Raw genomic sequence first — 318 nt, 5'->3', positions numbered from 1 at the left:
AGCCGAAAACCGGCTCGCCGAACTCGAAGCCCGCCTGCCCCCCTTACGCGCGGCCGTGGCCCAGGCCGAGGCACGCCAGAGCGAAGCGCAAGCCGCGCTGATCGCCGCGCAGAACCAGGCCGTGGCCGCCGAACGCGCGATCGCGGAGGCCGCCAACACCGAACGCACGGCGCTGCGTGGGGTCGATCAGGCCGAGGACGCGCGCCAACGCCAGCGCGCGCGCGCCGCCGAGATCGACAGCAGCGCCCACGATCTGGCCCAGCGCCAGAGCGCCGCGCAAACCGAACACGCCGAGGCCGAGGCCCGCCGCGCCGCCTT

Annotated in this window: 1 pseudogene; it reads left to right on the top strand. The window is 75.5% G+C overall.

The annotated features are described in order from the left end of the window. Window positions 1-318: pseudogene (locus MTR62_RS21240) on the top strand (chromosome segregation protein SMC); the annotation flags it as partial.

Origin of the sequence: Novosphingobium organovorum (genome assembly GCF_022832435.1) — a bacterium.
Taxonomy (GTDB): Bacteria; Pseudomonadota; Alphaproteobacteria; order Sphingomonadales; family Sphingomonadaceae; genus Novosphingobium; species Novosphingobium organovorum.
This window is presented reverse-complemented; position numbering and strand designations above follow the sequence as displayed.